The organism is Acidovorax sp. (assembly GCF_046341535.1).
Taxonomy (GTDB): Bacteria; Pseudomonadota; Gammaproteobacteria; order Burkholderiales; family Burkholderiaceae_C; genus Acidovorax.
The window spans coordinates 1-16,023 of the sequence record NZ_JBKDRI010000039.1; the positions used below are offsets into that span (position 1 = coordinate 1).

Consider the following 16,023-nt stretch of genomic DNA (forward strand, 5'->3'; position numbering starts at 1 on the left):
GGGCTACGAGGTCACCCGTGGCGTGGGCGGCACTGGCGTCGTCGGCACGCTGGTGCGCGGTACCGGCCCGCGCCGCCTGGGCCTGCGCGCCGACATGGACGCGCTGCCTATCCCTGAGGCCAGCGGCCGCCCCTGGGCCAGCCAGCGCCCGGGCCTGATGCACGCCTGCGGCCACGACGGCCACACCGCGATGCTGCTGGCCGCCGCGCGCCGCCTGGCCGAGGACGTTTCCTTCGACGGCACGCTGCAACTGATCTTCCAGCCGGCCGAGGAAGGTGGCGGCGGCGCGCTGCGCATGATGGCCGACGGGCTGTTCGAGCGCTTCCCCTGCGACGCCGTGTTCGCCATGCACAACATGCCCGGCGTGCCGCAGGGCCACCTCGTGCTGCGCGACGGCGCGGCCATGGCCTCGTCGGACTACGCCACCATCACGCTAACCGGCACCGGCGGCCACGGCGCCATGCCGCACCTGGCGGCCGACCCCATCGTGGCCGCGGCCAGCCTGGTGATGGCGCTGCAGACGGTGGTGTCGCGCAACGTCGATCCGCTGCAGGCCGCGGTGGTGACGGTGGGCGCGCTGCACGCGGGGCAGGCCAACAACGTGATCCCGGCCACGGCCACGCTGGAGCTGAGCGTGCGCGCCCTGGACCGCGGCGTGCGCGCGCTGCTGGAGCAGCGCATCCGCGCGCTGGCGGAGCAGCAGGCCGCGAGCTTCGGCGTGCGCGCCGAGGTGGCCTGGCGGCCCGGCTACGCGGTGCTCGTCAACAGCGCCGCCGAGACCGACTTCGCGCGCGACGTGGCGCTGGAGCTTCTCGGCCCCGACCGCGTGACGCTGCAGGGCCCGCCGCTGACCGGCAGCGAGGACTTCGCCTTCATGCTCGAGCAGCGACCGGGCTCGTACCTGCTCATCGGCAACGGCGACGGCCCGGGCTCGTGCATGGTGCACAACCCCGGGTTCGACTTCAACGACGACAACATCGCCGTCGGCAGCGCCTTCTGGGTGCGGCTGGCGCAACGCTTCCTGAACCCCACGGGAGAACCGGCATGAACGTGACCATCCTCGGCGCCGGCCTGCTCGGCGTCACCTCGGCCTACTACCTGCGGCAGCTCGGTCACGACGTGACCGTGGTCGACCGCCAGGCCACGCCCGCGGCCGAGACCAGCTTCGCCAACGGCGGGCAGATCTCGGTGAGCCACGCCGAGCCCTGGGCCAACCCGGGCGCGCCGCTGAAGCTGCTGCAGTGGCTGGGCCGCGAGGACGCGCCGCTGCTGTTCCGCCTGCGCGCCGACATGCGGCAGTGGCTGTGGGGCCTGCAGTTCCTGCGCGAGTGCACGCCGGGCCGCACGCGCCACAACATCGAGCAGATCGTGCGCCTGGGCACCTACAGCCGCAGCATGCTGCAGGCCCTGCGCGCCGAGCGCGGCCTGGCCTACGACCAGCGCACGCAGGGCATCCTGCACTTCTACACGAACCCCAAGGAGTTCGCGGCCGCCGAGGCCCCCGCGGCGCAGATGCGCGCGCTGGGTTGCGACCGCCGCGTCATCAGCGCCGACGAGGCCGTGGCGCTGGAGCCGGCGCTGCGCCACATCCGCCCGCAACTGGCCGGCGCCACCTACACGGCCGAGGACGAATCGGGCGACGCCAACCGCTTCGCCCGCGAGCTGGTGCAGCGCTGCATCGACGACGGCGTGCAGTTCCGCATGAGCCACACCGTGACGGCGCTGCGCACGGCCGGCGGCGCCATCGACCACGTCGAGGCCACCGACAGCGAGGGCCGCTTCCAGCGCCTGCGCGCCGACGCCTACGTGCTGGCCATGGGCAGCCTGAGCCCGATGCTGGCGGCGCCGCTGGGCATCAGGCTGCCGATCTACCCGGCCAAGGGCTACTCGGTGACCATGCCGGTGAAGGACGAGGCGCTGGCGCACCAGGTGTCGCTGACCGACGACGAGTACAAGCTGGTGTTCTCGCGCCTGGGCAACCGGCTGCGCATCGCCGGCACGGCCGAGCTCAACGGCTACGACCGCGACCTGAACCGCGTGCGCTGCGAGGCCATCGTCAAGCGCGTGGAGCAGCTGTTCCCCGGCGCCGGCGACACCGCGCAGGCGCAGTTCTGGACCGGCCTGCGTCCGGCCACGCCGAGCAACGTGCCCATCATCGGCCGCTCGAAGCTGCCCAACCTGTTCCTCAACACCGGCCACGGCACGCTGGGCTGGACGCACGCCTGCGGCTCGGGCAAGTCGATCGCCCGCATCGTGAGCGGCCTGGCTCCCGAGCTGGACTTCGCCTTCACCGGCATGGCCCGCCCGGCAGCACCTGCCATCCTCAGAGCCCAGGGCGTGCGCTGATTCGTTTGCTCTTATTCACATAGCTGCGTCACTCCATCAGACAGGCGCTACAGGCTCATTCGATTACAGATGCACCCGCCTGCGTCCGTGCCGTTGGGCGGTCTCATGTGCACCGCCTGGGCGCAGGTGCAGGTAAACACGACAGCGCCCGCAGCGCAGTCACCACGGTACCGGGTGGTCGGGCCAAAAGCCCCGTCGCCACAGGTTCTTACAATGCTCTGCTGATCAACACCCAAGGGCGCAGCGGGCGCCCTTCGTATGGAAATCGCAATACTGTTCGCCCTCATCATCTTGAATGGGGTGTTTGCCATGTCCGAGATCGCGCTGGTCACGGCGCGCAAGGCCCGGTTGCAAAAGCTGATCGATGAGGGCGATAGCGGCGCGGCTGCCGCTGTGAAGCTGGGCGAAGACCCCACGCGCTTTCTCTCCACCATTCAAATTGGCATCACGTCCATCGGCGTGCTCAACGGTATCGTGGGCGAGGCCGCGCTGGCAGAGCCTCTGGGGCACTGGCTGGGGTTACTGGGCGTGCCCCAGCCCTATGGCGGCTACGCGGCCACCGCGCTGGTGGTGGTGGTGATCACGTATTTCTCCATCGTGGTGGGCGAACTGGTGCCCAAACGCATTGGCCAGTCGTACCCCGAGACCTTCGCGCGCCTGGTGGCGCGGCCCATCCACTTGCTGGCGCTGGCAACCAAGCCGTTTGTGCTGCTGCTGTCCACCTCCACCCGCACGCTGCTGCGCCTGTTGGGCGTCAAGGAAACCAGCGGCAGCCCGGTCACGGAGGAAGAGATCCACGCCATGCTGGTCGAAGGCACCACGGCGGGGGTGATCGAGTCGCACGAGCACACCATGGTGCGCAACGTGTTTCGTCTGGACGACCGGCAGATTGGCTCGCTCATGGTGCCGCGCGGCAGCGTGGTGTGTCTGGATGTGGATGCGCCGTTCGAAGAGCACCTGCGCTGCATCGAAGAATCGAACCACGCTCGCTTTCCGGTGGTGCAGGGCGGCATGGACAAAATCTTGGGCGTGGTCAATGCGCGCCAGTGGCTGTCGCGCGCGATTCGCGACCGCTCGTGCACGCTGGCCGAGCAGCCGCTGCAGACGTCGCTGTATGTGCCTGAGACCATCACCGGCATGGAATTGCTGGACAACTTCCGCCAGTCTGATGTGCACATGGCGTTTGTCATCGACGAGTACGGCGAGGTGCAGGGCATCGTCACGCTGCAGGACCTGATCGAGGCGATCACCGGCGAGTTCCAGCCACGCGATCCTGAAACATCATGGGCGCTGCAGCGCGACGATGGCAGCTGGCTGCTGGACGGCCACATCCCCGTGCCCGAGCTCAAAGACCGCCTGAACCTGAACACCGTGCCCGAGGAAGAGCGCGGCCGCTACCACACGCTCAGCGGCATGATCATGCTGCTAACCGGCCGCCTGCCCAAGGTGACCGATACCGTGCGGTGGGAAGACTGGAAGCTCGAGGTGGTGGACATGGATGGAAAGACCATCGACAAGATCCTGGCGCGTCGGCTCACGCCCGAAGAAAAAGCCGAGTCGGACGACGACGCCACGGGCTGAGCGCCAGGCGCCGGTCTGCGGCTTGCACACCAACCCGACGAAGCCGGTCACGCGGGGCCTGTCCAAGCGCTGCGCAAGGCTTCGACAGGCTCAGCCCGAGCGGGTATCTCAGGCTCCATGCGGCCAGCCTTGCCACGCACAAAACCCCGTTTTGAGGGCCCCTGCCAGTGCCCGATGCAACCCTCACAAAGCCTGATCGGGCGAGCCTTCCAGTACGCAAGAGCCTGCGGGTTCAGTCGCCCGCCACAAACACCGTGAGCACGCCGGTGTAGCCGTACAGGTGGTGGTGCGCGATCTCGCCGCCTGCAAAAAACCCGGCCAGCGGCACGTCGCCCAGCGCATGGCGCACGATCTGCAGCTCGGCGCTGGGCCCGCCAAAGTGGGGGCCACCACGGCCTGAGCAGCTCACGTAAATGGCGCCGCAGATGCGCCGGTGCGTCTGGGGTCCGCCCTGCGGCGACGCGGCTGGCCCCGCGGCGGTGTCGCCCGTGCTGCCCGCACGACCGAACAGGGGCGCCAGCGCCAGCGGCTCAAGCTCGTCGGGTGTCAGCTCTTCCCGGATCTCGGCACAGATACGCATCAAGTCCGCCCGCGCCGCCACCGCATTGCGCTGGCAAAACGCAAGGTGCATGCCTGGCTCAACATAGTCGGCCAGCGCCACACCGCGCCGCGCGCCGTCCAGGCCCACGATGTGGCGCACGCGCGTGTCGGTACCAAAGTGGCCTGTGCGGCGCAGGCCCTGGGGCTGCGCGCCCGCGCTGACCAGCCCGGCCATCGTGGCGCGCACCTTGCGCAGCGCGGGTTGCGGGTCGCCGTTGAGCGTGACTTCCAGCGTGTCCAGCAGCACATCCAGCGCCTGCTCGCCGTCGAGCTCAAGCACCACGTTGTCCTGCGCTGCCGTGATGGTGTGCAGCGCGCCCACCGGCTGGCAGCCCTGCGTGACGCGCGAGACCATCCCCACCCCGGCGGCGAAGGCCACGCCGGACAGGCCCGCATCAAATACGCCGCTGGCCGCATCCTGCCCGGCCACCGTGCCTTGGCTACCCACCGCAAACTGCACACTGGCGCTGCGGCTGGCCGAGAGGCCGCCAAACAGGTAGCCCGTGGCGGTGCGCCTGGACATCTCGGCCAGCAGCTCGGCCAGTTCGGGCATGCGCCCATCGGCATGCACCAGCGCCGTGTGCGCGGCAAAGCCGCTGGGGCTGGCATCGGGGTGCGTGGGCAGCGGGGCCACGCCCGAGAACACGCGGTACTGGTCGGACGGCACATCCAGCAACATCACCGACAGCGCGGGCTCGTCAAAGTACTCGGCATTGTTGGCCGACACGCCCACACCCACCGTGCCGCTCCAGTCGGTCACGGCGGGCAGTTCGCTGCGCAGGTATGCGAGCAGAGCAGGCGCGTCGTTGGCGTAATGGTCGGTGATATAGACCAGGCCGAGCGTGGGGGCTGCGGCGTGGTCGGGCAAGGCCATCTGGGCGCGTAGCTGTGCGACGACCAGCGCCGCCGCCATGCGCCACTGGGGGTGGGTCGCGTGGCCGGAGGGAAAGAGTTTCATAGGGTTCAGAGCGGTGGGGCTGCGGGCTGAGCGCGTCCGTGCGATGTCACCCTCGCGCAGCCCAGCTCGTCAGCGCGAGGTCTTGCGCGGTGCGCTGCGGGCGGCGGGGGATTTGGCGGCGGGGCGCTTGCGGGCAGGCGTCTTCTTGGCCGCGGCCGCCTGGGGGGCGGGGGTCGCGGCGGGCAGGCGCTTCTTGGCAGCCGCTGCGCCACCGCGCATGGTCTGCATGCCCTGCGCGGTCAACTGGCTGGCCATGCCGGTGGCTGTCTTGATGGCCTCTTTGGCCAGGCCGGTGGCCATGTTCTTGGTGGTGTCGATGGCGGTTTGCTTGGCAGCGTCCTTCATGGCCGTGGCTGCGAGCTGCTGGAACTGGCTGGTGAGCGCGCCCCACCATTGCATCGGGTCCACCACGGGGGTTTCGGCGGCGGCGGCCTTGGTGCCTTTGGACTTGGGCTTTTCCGCGCGGGATGCCTGCGGCGCTGCCTCGGGCTGCGGTTCGTCTTCGGCGGGGGGACGCGCAGCCATGCGCACCGCAGCGCTGGCCACGGCGTCGGCCGCGCCCCCGGCGGCTTCGGCCGCCTTTTGCACGCCGTCCATCACGGTGTCGGCGGTCTTGAGCTTGAAGGCATTGGCCACATCACCCATGCTGAAGTTCATGCCCTTGAGCGTGGCCAGCGTCATCTTCTGCACTTCCAGCGCCTGGATGGTGGCCGACAGGGCGCGCGAGTTTTGCTCCAGCCAGAACTGCACCGCCTTGAGCTCCTCGATGCGCTTTTCCAGCTCTTCCACGTTGATGGTGGGCGCTACCCAGTTGGACAGGCTGGGCAGCTGCGGGATGCTGCTGCTCGCGCCCTTGGCAAGACTTTGCAGAAAATCAAAACCGGGGACAAATTTGCCGAAACCGAAGCTGTTGGATGTGTCGCTCATGGCCGCTCCGCAAGAGGTGGGTCCAGGAGCCTGTCGGACTTGGAAATCGTCGGCTGCAAGTTGACCGCAGCGGTCCATTTTTCACCGTCTTTTGGCCCCATAGCTGGGCTATGGGGCTGCAATCGACGCTCCAAGTCCGACAGCCTCCCAGGGGGTCTGTGGTGGGTCCACAGCTTACTCCAATGCGTCGCTGCCGGGATGTGGCGGATTTCTGCCCGGAAAGCAGTCAGTGCCTGTGACCGTGGCCTGCCATCCCGGCAGGGCCGCCCGGGGGTGTGGTGGCCACGGGCACGCTGATGGTGAGCCTGCTCTCAGCGCCCTTGGCATCCTGGAACACCAGCGTCAGGGGCACGGCCGTGTCCTTGGCCAGGGGGGCCTTCAGGTCCATCAGCATGACGTGGTAGCCGCCGGGCTTGAGCTCCACCGTCTTGCCAGCGGGCAGCTCCAGCGCCGGGACGGCGCGCATCTTCATCACGTCGCCTTCCATCTTCATCTCATGCACTTCGGTCACGCCTGCTGCGGGCGACTCGGCGCGCACCAGGCGGGTGGCGTCCTGGGCCGTCAGGCGCATGAAGGCGCCCGTGGCCTTTTGGCCCTGCACGCTGGCGCGTGCCCAGGCCCCATCGACCTTGACGGCGGCGCTTTGGGCCCAGGCGGGGGCGCTGGCGCATGCGGCTGCCAGCATGGCGGCCAGGGCGGTGGTGTAGAGCAGTTGGATCATGGCAGTGGTTGGGTGCTTAGGTTGAAAACAGGGTGGGCGCGCAGTGCTGCCCCAAGTCAGTGATGGTGGGCCCCCGCGCCAGCGGCGGGCAGGATTTCCAGCGCAGCGGCAGGGGACTTCAGGTCTGACAGCTTTTGTCCGGGCTTCGGCACTTCGATCCAGTCGTTGCGGCCGTCGGCGCAGGCCTGGCGTACCGGCCAGTACACCATGCCCGCCTGCGCGGGCGTGGTGGCCACCAGCACAAACTCGTCGTAGTGGGCATGGGGCAGCATGTCGTCGGCGGTCTTGGCCGTCCAGGTCACGCGCACCACGTCGTCGGTGATGGTACGGCCATGGCTGGTGTAGGGCTGGGCGAGCGTGTCGCGCTGCACCTCCAGCGTCCAGCCCGGCTTGGGCATGGGGCGTGCGCCGCGCATACCCGCCGGTATGTCCACCGCGATCTGCCGCGTGGGCGATGCGCCGCAACCGTGCCCGACCTTGAAGGTGGCCTTATAGCTGGCGCCTGCCGGGGCGACCTGGTATTCGAGCACCACATGGGCAAATGCAGTACCAAAAAAGGCTGTTACGCTTACCAGGCAAGCGTAAGCAGCTATGTTTTTAATAGCGTTGTTTTTCATTTTTTCACCTTTACGTTTCAACGATTCATGTCCTTCAAAACTGGCGCCCCACCCCGCCAGCGCCCCCGCGCAAGGGCCGCCCCGCCGTGCTGGGGGCGTCCCCCCCGGGGGGTGCGGCGAAGCCGCTCAGGGGGGACTCACAAACTCACCTTCAGCTCGGCCATGTAGGTGCGCTGCGGGTAGGGGTGGAAGTTCCAGAACTGGTAGTTGTTCAGGTTGTCGATGCCCACGGCGGCACTCACCTGCTTGGTGATCTGGTAGCGCACGCGCACATCGGTGGTGAAGTAGCGGCTTGCACCCTGGTAGGCAAAGCCGTTCACGTCGGTGTTGTCCAGCGTGCTGTATTGCTTGCCGCTGTAGCGCGCGCCCAGGGTGTATGACCACGTGGCGTCAGGCCGGTAGGTGGCCACCGCAGTGGCACGCCAGTTGGGGATGCGCGGCTGCCATTTGCCGACGCTGGCGGGGAACTTGTCGTTCTTCGTGATCTTGGAGTCCGTCCAGGTCAGGCTGCTGCCCAGCTCCAGCCCGCGCACAAACACGTTGGTGGCCTGGTAGGACAGATCAATGCCCTGGGTGCGGATGGCGTCCACGTTCTGCACGTTGGTCACGTTGGGCCTCACAAGCACGTTGGTCTGTGAGTACAGCGCGTCCCTGGTGCGCTCAAAAAAAGCCGTCAGGCGCAGCAGGCCTTCGCCACCCCAACCAGCCATGTCGCGCTCGGCAGTCAGCTCGGTGGTCCAGCTCTTTTCGGGTCTCAGGTTGGGGTCGTTGTTGATGAGCGTGCCGCTGCCGCTGATGCCACCCTGGTACAGCTCGGCCACGGTGGGCATGCGCACCGCGCGGCCGGTGGAGGCCTTGAGCACCCACCGATCATTGACCTGATAGGCCAGCGCAGCCTTGGGCGAGATGTACGTCTCGTTGCGCTCGGCGTGGCTCACCGTGGTGGTGGCGTTGCCCGTCTGGCCGTTGCTGGCGCTCCAGCGCTCGGCGCGGGCGCCCAGAACGGCCTTCCAGCGCGGCGCGATCTTCCAGGTGTCTTGCGCCCACAGGCCCAGCAGTTGCGTATCGCCGCTAAAGGCCTGGTTGCGGGCGCCCGCAGCGCCGTTGATCCAGTTCATTGTGGCGTTCTCGATGGTGCGCAGCTGGTAGCTGTCGCGCTGCAGGCCAAAGTCCACAATGTGCGCGCCCTGCACACCATCGGGCCGCCAGGTGCCTTTGGCCGCCAGGGTGTTCCAGCCTGTGCCCTTGCTGTTGACGATGCGGCCTGCGCCGCCGTTCAAGGCGGCGGGCAGCGCCACGGTGGCGGCACGCAGGGTGTCGCTTCGGTAGCCATACTGGCTGGCGGCCACTTCCCAGTCGAACACGCCTTTGGTGTTGCTCTTGACCGAGAGCCCATGCATGACGTGCGTGAGGTCCTCGCTCAAGACATTGAAGTCGGTGGGCGCGAGCGTGAACGAGCGGCCGTTGATGTTCACGGTGCCGCTGTAGACGGCGTTGCCATTCGCATCGCGCAGGTAGCTGGTGGGTCGGCCTTCGGATTCGTTGCGCCACCAGCCCAGGGTGTAGGCGGCCCGCACGGTGGGCGAGAAGTCGTAGGCGATCTTGGCCTTGATGTGGTCTTGCTGCGTGTGGTACTGGGTGGCCGTGCCCAGCAAGATCCAGGGCTGGTTGTTGCGGTTGGGCTGCAGCACCGCGCCCGTGACAGGCGTGCCCGCGCTGCCCGGCGTACCCGCCGAGACCAGGCGGGTCGGAAACACCATCGGCTGGCCTTCGCTGTCGGTCTTCTGGAAGTTGAGGAACCACGACCAGTCGCCCGAACGGTTGCCCACCGAGGTGCTGATCTGGTGGCCGCCGTAGGTGGCCTGGGTGTTGTAGAGGTCAAACGGCTGGTGCTGAACGCTGACCTTGCCATGCGCTTCAAACTGGGTGGGCATGCGCGTGACGTAGTCCACCACCGCACCCACCGAATTGCCCGCATACGCGGCAGAGAACGGCCCGTAGAGCACATCCACACGCTCGATCTCCTCGGGCGTGACCAGCATCCAGCGGGGCGCGTTGGTGGGGCCGTTGCCCAGGTAGTTGCTGAGCAAAATGCCGTCGGCAAACACCATCGACCGCGCCGGATTGCCCGTGCCCGAGGCGCGGGTGGACAGCACAGCGTGGTTGTAGTCGCCGATGTAGCGCTTGCGCACCAGGAGGCTGGGCAGGTACTTCAGGGCGTCTTCGCTATCGGTGGCGTTGATCGAATGCTCGATCTGCTCGCGGGTCACACCCTCGATGGTGGTGGGAATCTGCGTGGGCAGCGAGGTAGGCTGGCCTGCGCTGATGGTGACCACGCCCAGTTCCTTGATGGGGGCGTTGACGCTGGCGCTATCAGCGGCCTGTGCGAATGCGGGGACGGCCCCAGCGAACGTGAATGTGAGGGCGACGGGAAAGGCACTGGCCACGGCCAGCGCCATGCGGCGTTTGCGCATGAGAACTCCTGAATATCAAACCAAATAGCCCGACCACGCTTGCCACGCAAGCGCTATCAGCTACCAAATCAATAGCAACTTCAGGAGAAGGCGGGCGGTCCGCGCGGCGGCAGCGGCGCGGCAGTGCGCGCAGCAATGTGCGCCGCAGGGATGGGGCGCAGGGCATGCGCCAGGGGGTGCGCCACAGGCAGCCGCGCCTGTGATGCAGGAGGCGGGGCGCCGACCTGCGCGCACAGCGGGCAGTCCAGCGTGTGACTGGAAAGCTCCTGGGCACCGTCGTCGGTCTTGACCACCGCCTTGATCGCGCCAGAGCCGGAGCAAATCAGCTCCATGGCCTGCGGATGGACCAGCGGCGACGCCACGGCCACGCCCATCGACAACACCAGCCAGGCGAGCACCAGGCGCGCCAGCCAGCGCAGCTGGCGGTTGGTGTGCATGGGACGGGTCGGCATGGCCTGGGATTGTAAGCGGCGCCCGCCGAGCCGACGCGCAGGCACCTGCGTTAGCGCCACCGTGGGCCCAAGGCGGGGCGCGCAGTGGCCAGCAAACAGGCTCGCGGGTGGGCCCATGCCACGTGGTCCCTCTGGCCCCGGCCGGTCGGTGATTCGCACTGGGCGCATCGCTGGCCGTCCAGGCCACGGCTGGCCAGGCCGCAGGCAGGCAGGCAGGCAGATGTTGACATGGCTCAAGGCATACAGCGCCCATCGAGCGCATCATCAAAGCCATCAACCAGGATCCGGAGACCCCCATGGACGCCACCCAGACAGCCCACTTTCGCGACAGACTGCTGGCGCAGCAGCGTACGCTGCTCGCGCAGATCGCCGATCAGCGCGGCGGCGTCATGGGGCGGGCCGAGGCCGCCGCGGCGCACTTCGGGCACCCCGAAGACTCGCGCGCCCAGTTGGCCACCGAACGCGAGCTCGAGTTCGCCCTGGATGAGCACGAGACTTCGCACCTGAGCGCCATCGACGCGGCGCTGACGCGCATCGCCAGCGGCAGCTATGGCCAATGCACCGACTGCGGGACCGACATCGCTACCAACCGCCTGGAAGTCGCGCCAGAAGCGTCCCGTTGCCTGACCTGCCAGGACAGCGCCGAGCACCACGAACACCATGGCTGACAACGCGTCTTGGCAGCGTGCGCCACAGCCAACCCTGCTCCGCGCACATGCTGACGCTCCCTGCTTCCCTCAACCGACTTTTCTGGAAATCAAACCATGAGCACGTATCACGCCGTTGTATGGATGGACCATTCTGAAGCCCATGTGGTGATGTTCGACCGCGAACATGCCCAGGCGCAGCGCATCCGTTCGCGCAGCCACCACAAGCACCAGGGCAAGACTGAGGACACCAGCGCGTTTTTCGGCAGTATTGCCAAGGCCCTTGCCGAGACACGTGAAGTGCTTTTGGCAGGCCCGGGACTGGCCCGGAACCAGTTTCGCGACTGGTGCGAAAAGCATTGCCCTGCAGTGGCCCAGGTGGTGGTGGACTCCGTCGCGGCAGATCACCCCAGCGACGCGCAACTGGTGGCGATGGCGCGCCAGTACTTCAAGAAGTTCGACAAGATGGCGGCAGACCCATCCCTGGCCTGATGCGCGGCGCGGGGGGGCACTGCGCGGTGGTGCCGCAGTGGCTCATGGCTTGCGCTGGCACGCTTGACCCACACCCGGTGGGGGTCCCCGGGCCGTCCCCGGCGCCAGCGGCAGGCGCAGAGCGTCAGCGGCGGCGCAAGATCGGCATCGCGCCCAGCGCAAACACCGAGTTGGGCACGCCAACCTTCGCCATCATTGGCCGGGGCTTGGGAGCGAGCTTGCGCACGACAGCGGCAGGTTCAGCATCATCCGCCGGCACGCCCTTGGCGCGCTGCTGCTCGACAAGATCCTGCAACGATACGGACTGCAGGTATTCCATCACCCGTGCGTTGAAGGCGGACCACAGTTCGCCGGTCATCGACTTTGCTCGTTCAACCTGCCCCGGGTTGGCGCCGGTCCCGGCGTCATCGGATAACGTGTCCACCGCAAGGATGATGTCCGCGACAGAGATGTCACGCGGATGGCGCGCCAGCGTATAGCCGCCGCCGGGCCCGCGGGTGCTCTCGACCAGACCCGCTCGACGCAGGGCGCTGAACAATTGCTCCAGGTACGACAAAGAAATACCCAGCCGCGCGCTGATGGTTGACAGCGCAATGGGCCGCAACTTCTGGCGCACCGCCAGATCGGTGACTGCCGACACCGCCAGCTGACCTCGTGTGGTAATTCGCATCGTTGCTACTCCTTGTTAAGTGGATGAACCCCATTGGATCGTGCGGGTTCAGTGGCTCAATGTAGGGCATCGAATACTTCGCGTAAATTCGATAATTTGCTATAAACACATCGGGTTTTTCGAATTATTTGCAACCGCATCCACGTGAACTTCAAACATCTTCGCTATTTTTGGACAGTCGCCAAAGCAGGCGGCGTAGTGCGCGCGGGCGAGCAACTGCACACCACCCCCCAGACGCTCTCAGGGCAGATCCGGCTACTCGAAGAATGGCTTGGCCACGACCTGTTTCGCAAACGCGGCCGCGGGCTGGAGTTGACCAGTGAGGGCCGCGTTGCGCTCGGATACGCAGAGCAGATATTCGCGCTGGGTGATGAGTTGGAGCAGTCGGTCAAGCTCGCGCGCAACCAGGCACGCCCCCTGGAGTTTCGGGTTGGCGTGGCAGATTCGGTGGCCAAGTCGGTGGCCTACCACCTCCTGGAACCAGCGCTTGCCCCCGATTTAGGTCGCCCGGTTCACATGCTCTGTCACGAGGGAAAGTTTCCCGAGCTGATAGCCCAGCTGAGTCTGAACCGGCTTGATCTCGTCCTGGCCGACGAGCCCGTGTCCAAGAAGATTGGCGTCAAGGCATTCAATCACCAGCTCGGCGTCAGCGGCATGAGCTTTCTGTGCTCACCTGCGCTGCGCTCACAACTCAAGGGCGATTTCCCGGGCTGCCTGCAGGGGGCACCGATGCTCATTCAGGGCCCCATGTCCTCGGTGCGCCAACAGCTGGACCACTGGCTCAACAAGCACCAGTTGCGCCCCAGACTGGTGGGCGAGTTCGATGACAGCGCCTTGATGAATGCCTTTGGGCGGAAGGGTCGGGGCGTTTTCACCTCGCCCACCGTGCTCGATGCGGAAACCACGTCGCAATACGGCGTGGAAGTCATCGGGCGGTCCACCGAATTGGTCGAGGAGTTTTTTGCCATCTCCGTCGAGCGACGGATCACGCATCCGTGTGTCGCAGCCATGACTCGGACAGCCAAGGCTGACCTGTTTGGCAAATACCAATAAGACTAAGAGGATGAACGCGTTGCGGGTTGCAGCGACGCGCCCTGGCCACATCCAAAGCACCGCCACTGCACGCAACAGGCCCGGGCCTCCAAATCAGCCTACCACGAAAGGCAACAAAAAAGCCCACTGAAAGTGGGCTTTTCTTGAGCATTGCTGCTGATGTTGGTTGCGCGAGAAGGATTTGAACCTCCGACCTTTGGGTTATGAGCCCAACGAGCTACCAGACTGCTCCATCGCGCGGTAAGCTTTAAATTGTACCCTATTATTCAGCGGCGGCCGAATTATTTTCGGTTTCTGCGGCACGGTCCACCAATTCGACCAGTGCCATCGGGGCGTTGTCGCCCACGCGGAAACCCATTTTCAGGATGCGGGTGTAGCCGCCGGGCCGAACCTTGAAACGGGGACCAAGATCGTTGAAGAGCTTGGTGACGCTGTCACGGTCACGCAGACGGTTGAAAGCCAGACGCCGATTGGCGACCGAGTCTTCCTTGGCCAGGGTGATCATGGGCTCAATCACCCGGCGGAGTTCTTTTGCCTTAGGAACCGTGGTCTTGATGGCCTCATGCTCGATGAGCGAGTTCATCATGTTTTGCAGCATCGCAAGGCGGTGCGAGCTGGTGCGGTTGAGTTTACGAAGGCCGTGTCCGTGGCGCATGGTGCTTTCTTTCTGCTGTCGGTCTTATTAAATCAGGCAGCCGTATCAGGTACTGCCCGAGGCACTGTTCCCGCATGGAGAACCGAAAATTATAACTTAACGCTTGTCGAGGCCGGCTGGTGGCCAGTTCTCTAGCTTCATGCCAAGGGTCAACCCACGCGATGCGAGGACTTCCTTGATCTCGTTGAGCGACTTGCGACCCAGGTTAGGCGTCTTGAGCAGCTCGTTTTCGGTGCGCTGAATCAGGTCACCGATGTAGTAGATGTTCTCGGCCTTCAGGCAGTTAGCGGATCGCACGGTCAGCTCAAGCTCATCCACAGGACGCAGTAGGATCGGATCAAACGTTGCACCACCGCGCGGGCCTGCTGGCGCGTCAAACGCAGCCAGTTCGCCACCCTCGAGCTGAGCAAAGACGGCCAGTTGCTCCACCAGGATCTTCGCGGAGGCACGCACCGCATCTTCTGCAGTGATGGCCCCGTTGGTTTCAATTTCGACGACCAGCTTGTCCAGATCGGTCCGCTGCTCAACCCGAGCGCTCTCAACCGTATAGCTCACGCGCTTGACGGGGGAGAACGATGCGTCCAGCACAATGCGGCCGATCGACTTGGTGGGCTCGTCTGCGTAGCGGCGAAGATTGCCGGGCACGTAGCCGCGTCCCTTTTCGACCTTGATCTGCATGTCTAGCTTGCCACCGGCGGACAGGTGAGCAATCACGTGATCCGGGTTGACGATCTCGACATCGTGCGGAGTCTGGATGTCACGGGCAGTGACCACGCCTTCTCCATCCTTGCGCAGGCTCAGGGTGACCTCGTCGCGGTTGTGAAGTTTGAACACCACGCCCTTGAGGTTCAACAAAATGTCGACCACGTCCTCTTGAACGCCATCGATGGAGGAGTATTCATGCAGCACGCCTGCAATCGTGACTTCCGTCGCTGCGTAACCCACCATGGACGAGAGCAAAACGCGCCGGACGGCATTGCCCAGCGTGTGACCGTAACCACGCTCGAACGGCTCCAGTGCAACCTTGGCACGGTTATGGCCAAGCTGCTCAACATTGATCGCCTTGGGTTTCAGCAAATTGGTTTGCATTCAGACTTCCTCTCAATACCCCCAGCTCGTTACACCGGTAAGGCTGGTGAAGCGCCTGCACCGCGATGCCTCGCGGTACAGGGACGGATTTCTCGAAAAATATGCAGCCGATTAACGCGAGTACAACTCAACGATCAGCGATTCGTTGATGTCTGCGCCAAACTCGTCGCGGTCAGGCACCTTCTTGAAGACGCCTTCGGCCTTGTCGGCATTCACTTCGACCCACGCTGGCATACCCACCTGAGCGGCCAGTTGAAGGGCTTCGACCACGCGACCCTGCTTCTTGGACTTTTCGCGAACAGCCACCACGTCGCCGGCCTTCACGAGGTACGAAGCGATGTTGACGGACTTGCCATTGACGGTGATCGCCTTGTGCGAGACAAGCTGGCGGGCTTCTGCGCGCGTGGAGCCAAAGCCCATGCGGTAGACGACGTTGTCCAGACGCGATTCCAGCAGGAACAGCAGGTTGGCGCCGGTGTTGCCCTTCTTGCCATCAGCGGCTTCGAAATAGCGGCGGAACTGCTTTTCGAGCACGCCGTACATGCGCTTGACCTTTTGCTTTTCGCGCAATTGCAGGCCGTAGTCGGAGGTACGGGCACCCGAAGTGCGGCCATGCTGGCCGGGCTTGGAGTCGAATTTCGACTTGTCCGCAATCGAGCGACGAGCGCTCTTGAGGAACAGGTCGGTGCCTTCACGGCGGGATAGTTTGGCCTTGGGGCCGAGGTAACGTGCCACTTGAGC

Annotated in this window: 16 protein-coding genes and 1 tRNA gene; 6 read left to right on the forward strand and 11 right to left on the reverse strand. The window is 65.6% G+C overall.

Annotated elements, in window-relative coordinates:
* From ACK543_RS02420 to ACK543_RS02430, 3 genes are all read left to right on the forward strand, one after another.
* Window positions 1-1,048, forward strand: a 1,048-nt coding sequence (locus ACK543_RS02420) for a M20 aminoacylase family protein (RefSeq protein WP_409941277.1), incomplete at its 5' end; no start/stop codon positions are given.
* Complete coding sequence (locus ACK543_RS02425) at window positions 1,045-2,346, forward strand: D-amino acid dehydrogenase (protein ID WP_409941278.1); 1,302 nt, start codon at window positions 1,045-1,047, stop codon at window positions 2,344-2,346. The genes ACK543_RS02420 and ACK543_RS02425, both read left to right, overlap by 4 nt.
* Window positions 2,347-2,604: 258 nt before the next feature.
* A complete protein-coding gene (locus ACK543_RS02430; RefSeq protein WP_409941279.1) occupies window positions 2,605-3,927 on the forward strand; it encodes a hemolysin family protein in 1,323 nt (440 codons plus the stop codon).
* A 232-nt stretch (window positions 3,928-4,159) separates the two neighbouring features.
* Here the strand turns inward: ACK543_RS02430 and ACK543_RS02435 are convergent, their stop codons facing one another.
* From ACK543_RS02435 to ACK543_RS02460, 6 genes are all read right to left on the reverse strand, one after another.
* Complete coding sequence (locus tag ACK543_RS02435; RefSeq protein ID WP_409941280.1) at window positions 4,160-5,485, reverse strand: FIST N-terminal domain-containing protein; 1,326 nt, start codon at window positions 5,483-5,485, stop codon at window positions 4,160-4,162.
* A 69-nt stretch (window positions 5,486-5,554) separates the two neighbouring features.
* Complete coding sequence (locus tag ACK543_RS02440) at window positions 5,555-6,412, reverse strand: PhaM family polyhydroxyalkanoate granule multifunctional regulatory protein (RefSeq protein WP_409941281.1); 858 nt, start codon at window positions 6,410-6,412, stop codon at window positions 5,555-5,557.
* Between the two features lie 226 nt (window positions 6,413-6,638).
* Complete coding sequence (locus ACK543_RS02445) at window positions 6,639-7,133, reverse strand: copper chaperone PCu(A)C (RefSeq protein WP_409941282.1); 495 nt, start codon at window positions 7,131-7,133, stop codon at window positions 6,639-6,641.
* Window positions 7,134-7,189: 56 nt separating this feature from the next.
* On the reverse strand, window positions 7,190-7,750 hold the full coding sequence (locus ACK543_RS02450) for a YcnI family protein (RefSeq protein WP_409941283.1): 561 nt from the start codon (window positions 7,748-7,750) through the stop codon (window positions 7,190-7,192).
* Window positions 7,751-7,887: 137 nt separating this feature from the next.
* Window positions 7,888-10,224: a TonB-dependent receptor gene (locus tag ACK543_RS02455; RefSeq protein WP_409941284.1), complete on the reverse strand. Its 2,337-nt coding sequence runs from the start codon at window positions 10,222-10,224 to the stop codon at window positions 7,888-7,890.
* An 80-nt stretch (window positions 10,225-10,304) separates the two neighbouring features.
* Window positions 10,305-10,676, reverse strand: coding sequence for a DUF2946 family protein (locus tag ACK543_RS02460; protein WP_409941285.1), 372 nt, complete (start codon window positions 10,674-10,676; stop codon window positions 10,305-10,307).
* A 296-nt stretch (window positions 10,677-10,972) separates the two neighbouring features.
* Between ACK543_RS02460 and ACK543_RS02465 the strand changes: the two genes are divergently transcribed.
* The gene (locus tag ACK543_RS02465) at window positions 10,973-11,344 is read left to right on the forward strand and encodes a TraR/DksA family transcriptional regulator (protein WP_409941286.1); all 372 of its coding nucleotides are present in this window, start codon (window positions 10,973-10,975) and stop codon (window positions 11,342-11,344) included.
* A gap of 96 nt (window positions 11,345-11,440) precedes the next feature.
* A complete protein-coding gene (locus ACK543_RS02470) occupies window positions 11,441-11,815 on the forward strand; it encodes a hypothetical protein (protein ID WP_409941287.1) in 375 nt (124 codons plus the stop codon).
* A 124-nt stretch (window positions 11,816-11,939) separates the two neighbouring features.
* Here the strand turns inward: ACK543_RS02470 and ACK543_RS02475 are convergent, their stop codons facing one another.
* Window positions 11,940-12,485, reverse strand: a complete 546-nt coding sequence (locus tag ACK543_RS02475) for an Rrf2 family transcriptional regulator (protein ID WP_409941288.1) — start codon at window positions 12,483-12,485, stop codon at window positions 11,940-11,942.
* A gap of 144 nt (window positions 12,486-12,629) precedes the next feature.
* Between ACK543_RS02475 and nhaR the strand changes: the two genes are divergently transcribed.
* Complete coding sequence (gene nhaR, locus ACK543_RS02480; RefSeq protein WP_409941289.1) at window positions 12,630-13,538, forward strand: transcriptional activator NhaR; 909 nt, start codon at window positions 12,630-12,632, stop codon at window positions 13,536-13,538.
* 163 nt (window positions 13,539-13,701) lie between these two features.
* On the opposite strand, the gene ACK543_RS02485 is transcribed toward nhaR, so the two are convergent.
* The 4 genes from ACK543_RS02485 to rpsD form a co-directional block, all read right to left on the reverse strand.
* Window positions 13,702-13,778 (reverse strand) — tRNA-Met (locus ACK543_RS02485).
* A gap of 22 nt (window positions 13,779-13,800) precedes the next feature.
* Complete coding sequence (rplQ, locus tag ACK543_RS02490; protein WP_063462385.1) at window positions 13,801-14,193, reverse strand: 50S ribosomal protein L17; 393 nt, start codon at window positions 14,191-14,193, stop codon at window positions 13,801-13,803.
* A gap of 96 nt (window positions 14,194-14,289) precedes the next feature.
* The gene (locus tag ACK543_RS02495) at window positions 14,290-15,282 is read right to left on the reverse strand and encodes a DNA-directed RNA polymerase subunit alpha (RefSeq protein ID WP_409941290.1); all 993 of its coding nucleotides are present in this window, start codon (window positions 15,280-15,282) and stop codon (window positions 14,290-14,292) included.
* A gap of 111 nt (window positions 15,283-15,393) precedes the next feature.
* Window positions 15,394-16,017 carry a 30S ribosomal protein S4 gene (gene rpsD / locus ACK543_RS02500; RefSeq protein ID WP_409941291.1) on the reverse strand — a complete coding sequence of 208 codons (624 nt, stop codon included), beginning with the start codon at window positions 16,015-16,017 and terminating at the stop codon, window positions 15,394-15,396.
* Between the last annotated feature and the right edge of the window lie 6 nt (window positions 16,018-16,023).